The organism is Actinosynnema sp. NPDC059335 (assembly GCF_042752395.1).
GTDB lineage: Bacteria > Actinomycetota > Actinomycetes > Mycobacteriales > Pseudonocardiaceae > Actinosynnema.
Window position 1 is genome coordinate 1 of sequence record NZ_JBHYXZ010000133.1, and the last position, 4,660, is coordinate 4,660.

Sequence of the window (4,660 nt, forward strand, 5' to 3'; positions counted from 1 at the left end):
GTGGGGGCGCGGGCCGCCCCCCCGACGCAGCCCCCCCCCGCCCCGCCCGCCCGCGGACCGAGAGGTGTCTGCCACCGTGCCCGAGACCGGCGCCGTGACGTTGTTGTCCCCGTCCGAGTTCACCGCGCGCCTGCGCGCCCTGGCCCCCCGCTACTGGGACCGCCACCCGTTCCACCTCCGGCTGCACGAGGGCCGGCTGGGCAAGGACGAGCTGCGGCTCTGGGCCGCCAACCGCTGGTACTACCAGCGGGCGATACCCCGCAAGGACGCCGCGATCCTCGCCAACTGCCCGGACGTCGAGGTCCGGCGGGTGTGGCGGGAGCGGATCGTCTGGCACGACGGCCGCGCGCCCGGCGAGGGGGGCGCGGAGAACTGGCTGCGCCTGGCCGAGGCCGTCGGCCTGACCCGCGAGGAGGTGCTGGACGAGCGGCACGTGGTGCCCGGCACGCGGTTCGCGGTGGACGCCTACGTGACCTTCGCCCGCACCCGGCCGTGGGTGGAGGCGGTCGCGTCCGGGCTGACCGAGATGTTCTCGCGCGGCCTGATGGCGCGCCGGGTCGCCGACATGCGCGAGCACTACCCGTGGATCGCCGAGGAGGGCCTCGCCTACTTCACCGACCGGCTGCGGGTCGTCGCCGACGAAGGCCGGTCCACTGTGGACATCGTGGTGCGCCACTGCCGCACGCGCGAGCAGCAGGAGGCGGCGGTCGCCGCCCTGGACTTCAAGTGCGACGTGCTGCGCGCGGTGCTCGACGCCGTGGACTACTACTCGTGAACGGACCTGCTCATGACGGGCTTGGACGCGGTGCCCCGCCTGCGCCGGGGCGTGAAGACCTCCTACGACCCGACGCGGGACAGCCACGTGGTGCTGTTCCCGGAAGGCGTGCTGGTGCTCAACGAGACGGCGGCGGCCGTGGTCGGGCTGTGCGACGGGCGGACGTCGGTCGGGGGCATCGCCCGCCGGCTCGCCGAGGAGTTCGACGGGGTGCGGGCCGAGGACGTGGCCGAGCTGGTCGGGCGGCTGGCGGCGCGGCGGGTGGTGGACGTCGATGGCTGACGCGCCGTTCGGCCTGCTCGCCGAGCTGACCCACCGGTGCCCGCTGCGCTGCGGGTACTGCTCGAACCCCGTCGGCCTGGTCGGCCGCGGCGACGAGCTGGACACCGCGCGGTGGCAGGCGGTGTTCGACGAGGCCCGCGCGCTGGGCGTGCTCCAGGTGCACCTGTCCGGCGGGGAGCCGTTGGCGCGCCGGGACCTGCCCGAGCTGGTGGCGCACGCGTCCGGGCTCGGCTGCTACGTGAACCTCGTGACCAGCGGGCTCGGGCTGACCGCCGACCGGCTCGCGGACCTGGTCGCGCGGGGCCTGGACCACGTGCAGCTGTCCGTGCAGGACGCGCGGGAGGACAACGCGGACCTGATCGCCGGGGCCAGGGCGTTCGGGCACAAGCTCAGGGCCGCCGCCGCGGTGCGGGACGCGGGCCTGCCGCTGACCGTGAACGTGGTGCTGCACCGGCTCAACCTCGACCACGTGGACGGGATCGTCGCGCTCGCCGAGCGGATGGGCGCGGACCGGCTGGAGCTGGCCAACACCCAGTACTACGGCTGGGCGCTGCGCAACCGGGCCGCGCTGCTGCCGACGCGGGCCCAGCTCGCGCGGGCGGCCGAGGTGGTGGCCGCCGCGCAGGCCCGGTCGGCGATGGAGATCGTGTACGTGATCGCGGACCACCACGAGGCGCACCCGAAGCCGTGCATGCACGGGTGGGGCGCGCGGCAGCTGACCGTGGCCCCGAACGGCGACGTGCTGCCGTGCCCGGCGGCGGGGGTGATCGAGGGGTTGGGCGTGGAGAACGTGCGGGACCGGCCGCTGGCCGACATCTGGCACTCCTCGCCCGCGTTCACCGCGTTCCGCGGCTTCGACTGGATGCGCGAGCCGTGCCGTTCCTGCGCGCGCCGCGAGCTGGACTTCGGCGGGTGCCGCTGCCAGGCGTTCCAGCTGACCGGCGACGCGGCGGCCACCGACCCGGTGTGCACGCTGTCGCCGCACCGGGGCGTGGTGGACCTGATCCTGGCCGGCGCGCCGGCCGAGGCGCGGCCCGACCTGGTGAAGCCCCGGACGGTGGTCCGGTGACGAACGCGGTGAGGACGGCGGTGCGGTGACGAACGCGGCGCGCGGCGGGTGGCGGGCGCGGTGCGCGCGGCGGCCGGGCGGGGAAGCGGCGGCGGCGCGTGTCGGCGATCCGGCGGCGAAGGTGATGGTGCGGTGAGGGTGGTCGTGCTCGGGACGGCGGCCGGTGGTGGTGTGCCGCAGTGGAACTGCGCGTGCGGGCCCTGTTCGGCGGTGCGGGCGGGCCGGTTGCCCGCGCGCACGCAGGACGCGCTGGCGGTGAGCGGGGACGGCGCGCGGTGGTGGCTCGTCAACACCTCGCCCGATTTCGGCGCGCAGCTCGCCGCCACGCCCGCGCTCGCGCCCGGTCCCGGGCCGCGCGAGACGCCGATCCGCGGCGTGCTGTTCACCGACGCCGAGCTGGACCACACCCTGGGCCTGGCCGTGCTGCGCGGCGCGCCCGGCCTGCGGGTCCACGCGCCCGCGACCGTGCTGGACGCGCTCGCGCCGACCCGGGCCGTGCTGGCCCGGTACGGCGAGTGGTCGTGGCAGCCGGTGGCGCACGGGCGGCCGGTGGTGCTCGACGGCGGGCTGGAGGTCACCGCGTTCGGCGTCAGCGGCAAGCGGCCCCGGTACGCGGACGATCCGCCGGTCGGGGGCCACTGGGTGGTGGCCTACCGGTTCCGCGACCCGGCCACCGGCGGGGTGCTGCTGTACGCGCCGTGCCTGGCGTCGTGGCCCGACGGGTTCGACGCGCTGGTCGCGGAGGCGGACGTGGCGCTGCTGGACGGCACGTTCCACGCGCCGTCTGAGATGGGCGCGGCGACCGGCGAGCCGAGCGGGCAGGCCGCCATGGGCCACGTGCCGATCGCGCACAGCCTGCCGCAGCTGCGGCGGCACACCGCGACGAGGCGGATCTACACCCACCTCAACAACACCAACCCGGTGCTCGACCCGGCGTCGCCGGAGCACGCGGAGGTGGCCGCGGCGGGCGTCGAGGTCGTCCCGGACGGCACGGTGATCGACCTCTGACGTCCGTTTCGGGGGGTTAAACCCACCGACCCGCCGCCCGCCGGCCGGAAGAATCAAGCCCATGACGGACCACGACCTGGTGCGCCGAGGGCGCGTTCGGCTGACGCAGGCCGCGCTGGGGCTGGCGCGCACGCCGCTGTGCCTGCTCGGGCTGCCGCTCGTCCCGCTCCAGCTCCTCGGCTACCCGCTCATCCTGGTGACGGTCGGCGTGCCGATCCTGCTGCTGGTCACCGCCCTGGCCCGGCGCTACACCAGTTTCTTCCGGCGCTGGGCAGGCCGGGTGCTGGAGCAGGAGATCCCGCCGCCCTACCGGCGGCCCGCCAACCGCGGCCCGATGACCAGGGTCCGCACCGTCGCCACCGACCCGGCGACGTGGCGGGACCTCGCGTTCCTGCCGCTCAACGCGATCTCCGGGGTGGTCTTCGGCGTGGCGCCGGCCGCGTTGTGGCTGGGCGGCGCGTTCGGGTTCGTGGTGCCGCTGCTGTGGCTCGCCAACGCCAGGGTCGTCGAGTACAACCTGATCCACCACGACACGCCCGGCAGCTTCGTGCTCGCGCCGCTGGTGGGCGGGCTGTACCTGGCGGCCGCGTGGTGGGCCACGCCGAGGGCCGCGAGGGCGCACGCCAAGGTCGCCCGGTGGCTGCTCGCGCCCAGCGCCACCGCCACCCTGACCGACCGGGTGCGGGTGCTGGCCGACTCGCGGGCCGACACGGTGGACGCGCAGGCCGCCGAGCTGCGCCGGATCGAACGGGACCTGCACGACGGCGCGCAGGCGAGGTTGGTGGCGCTCGGGCTGAGCCTCGGCATGGCCGAGGAGCTGCTGGCCCGCGACCCGAAGGCGGCGCAGGAGCTGCTGGCCGAGGCCCGCCAGTCGTCCAACCAGGCGTTGGCCGAGCTGCGGGACCTGGTGCGCGGCATCCACCCGCCGGTGCTCGCCGACCGGGGGCTGGACGGCGCGCTGCGCGCGTTGGCGCTCGCGCACCCGCTGCCGGTGGAGGTGGACCTGGAGCTGGCCGGTCGGCCGGAGGCCCCGGTCGAGTCGGCCGCCTACTTCGCGGTGGCCGAGACGTTGACCAACGTGGCCAAGCACAGCGGCGCGACCGACGCGTGGGTGCGGGTGCGGCACGAGGGCGGCCGGCTGTCGCTGATGATCGGGGACAACGGCCGGGGCGGCGCGGAGGCGTCCCCCGGCGGCGGGTTGCGCGGGATCGAGCGCAGGCTGGCCGCGTTCGACGGCACACTCGGCATCGCGAGCCCGGTGGGCGGGCCGACCATCGTGACCATGGAGCTGCCGTGCGAGTTGTCCTCGGTGAAGACCTCGTCCTCCTCCGGGACGGCCTGATCCGACTGCTGGAGGCGTACGACTTCGACGTGGTGGAGGCGGTCGACTCCGGTCCCGCCCTGCTGAAGGCCCTGGTCGACCCCCCCCCCCAACAGGGAGGGGTGGTAAGTGGGCAGGCGCGCCCAGGGAAACACACAGGGGTTAGGGGCCCCCAAAGAGGCCCCCCCAAAGGTGACCCGCCGCC

At 75.7% G+C, this 4,660-nt stretch carries 5 protein-coding genes and 1 pseudogene; all 6 read left to right on the forward strand.

Features of this window, described 5'->3' with window-relative positions; genetic code table 11:
- Positions 1 to 76 precede the first annotated feature (76 nt).
- A complete protein-coding gene (gene pqqC, locus ACFXGA_RS30955; protein ID WP_378094009.1) occupies positions 77 to 775 on the forward strand; it encodes a pyrroloquinoline-quinone synthase PqqC in 699 nt (232 codons plus the stop codon).
- A 12-nt stretch (positions 776 to 787) separates the two neighbouring features.
- Positions 788 to 1,057 (forward strand): pyrroloquinoline quinone biosynthesis peptide chaperone PqqD, encoded by a 270-nt coding sequence (gene pqqD, locus ACFXGA_RS30960; RefSeq protein WP_378094011.1) that lies wholly within the window; start codon positions 788 to 790, stop codon positions 1,055 to 1,057.
- Positions 1,050 to 2,126 (forward strand): pyrroloquinoline quinone biosynthesis protein PqqE, encoded by a 1,077-nt coding sequence (gene pqqE / locus ACFXGA_RS30965; protein ID WP_378094014.1) that lies wholly within the window; start codon positions 1,050 to 1,052, stop codon positions 2,124 to 2,126. The genes pqqD and pqqE overlap by 8 nt, the downstream gene beginning before the upstream one ends.
- A 132-nt stretch (positions 2,127 to 2,258) precedes the next feature.
- A complete protein-coding gene (pqqB, locus tag ACFXGA_RS30970) occupies positions 2,259 to 3,134 on the forward strand; it encodes a pyrroloquinoline quinone biosynthesis protein PqqB (RefSeq protein WP_378094016.1) in 876 nt (291 codons plus the stop codon).
- A 61-nt stretch (positions 3,135 to 3,195) separates the two neighbouring features.
- Positions 3,196 to 4,476 carry a sensor histidine kinase gene (locus ACFXGA_RS30975; protein WP_378094018.1) on the forward strand — a complete coding sequence of 427 codons (1,281 nt, stop codon included), beginning with the start codon at positions 3,196 to 3,198 and terminating at the stop codon, positions 4,474 to 4,476.
- Positions 4,428 to 4,660, forward strand: a pseudogene (locus ACFXGA_RS30980) (hypothetical protein); the annotation flags it as partial. The gene ACFXGA_RS30975 and the pseudogene ACFXGA_RS30980, both read left to right, overlap by 49 nt.

Excerpts from the sequence above, each read along its gene's own strand:
- pqqD (WP_378094011.1), top strand. The coding sequence starts at position 788 with ATGACGGGCTTGGACGCGGTGCCCCGCCTGCGCCGGGGCGTGAAGACC.
- pqqE (WP_378094014.1), top strand. The coding sequence starts at position 1,050 with ATGGCTGACGCGCCGTTCGGCCTGCTCGCCGAGCTGACCCACCGGTGC.
- ACFXGA_RS30975 (WP_378094018.1), top strand. The coding sequence starts at position 3,196 with ATGACGGACCACGACCTGGTGCGCCGAGGGCGCGTTCGGCTGACGCAG.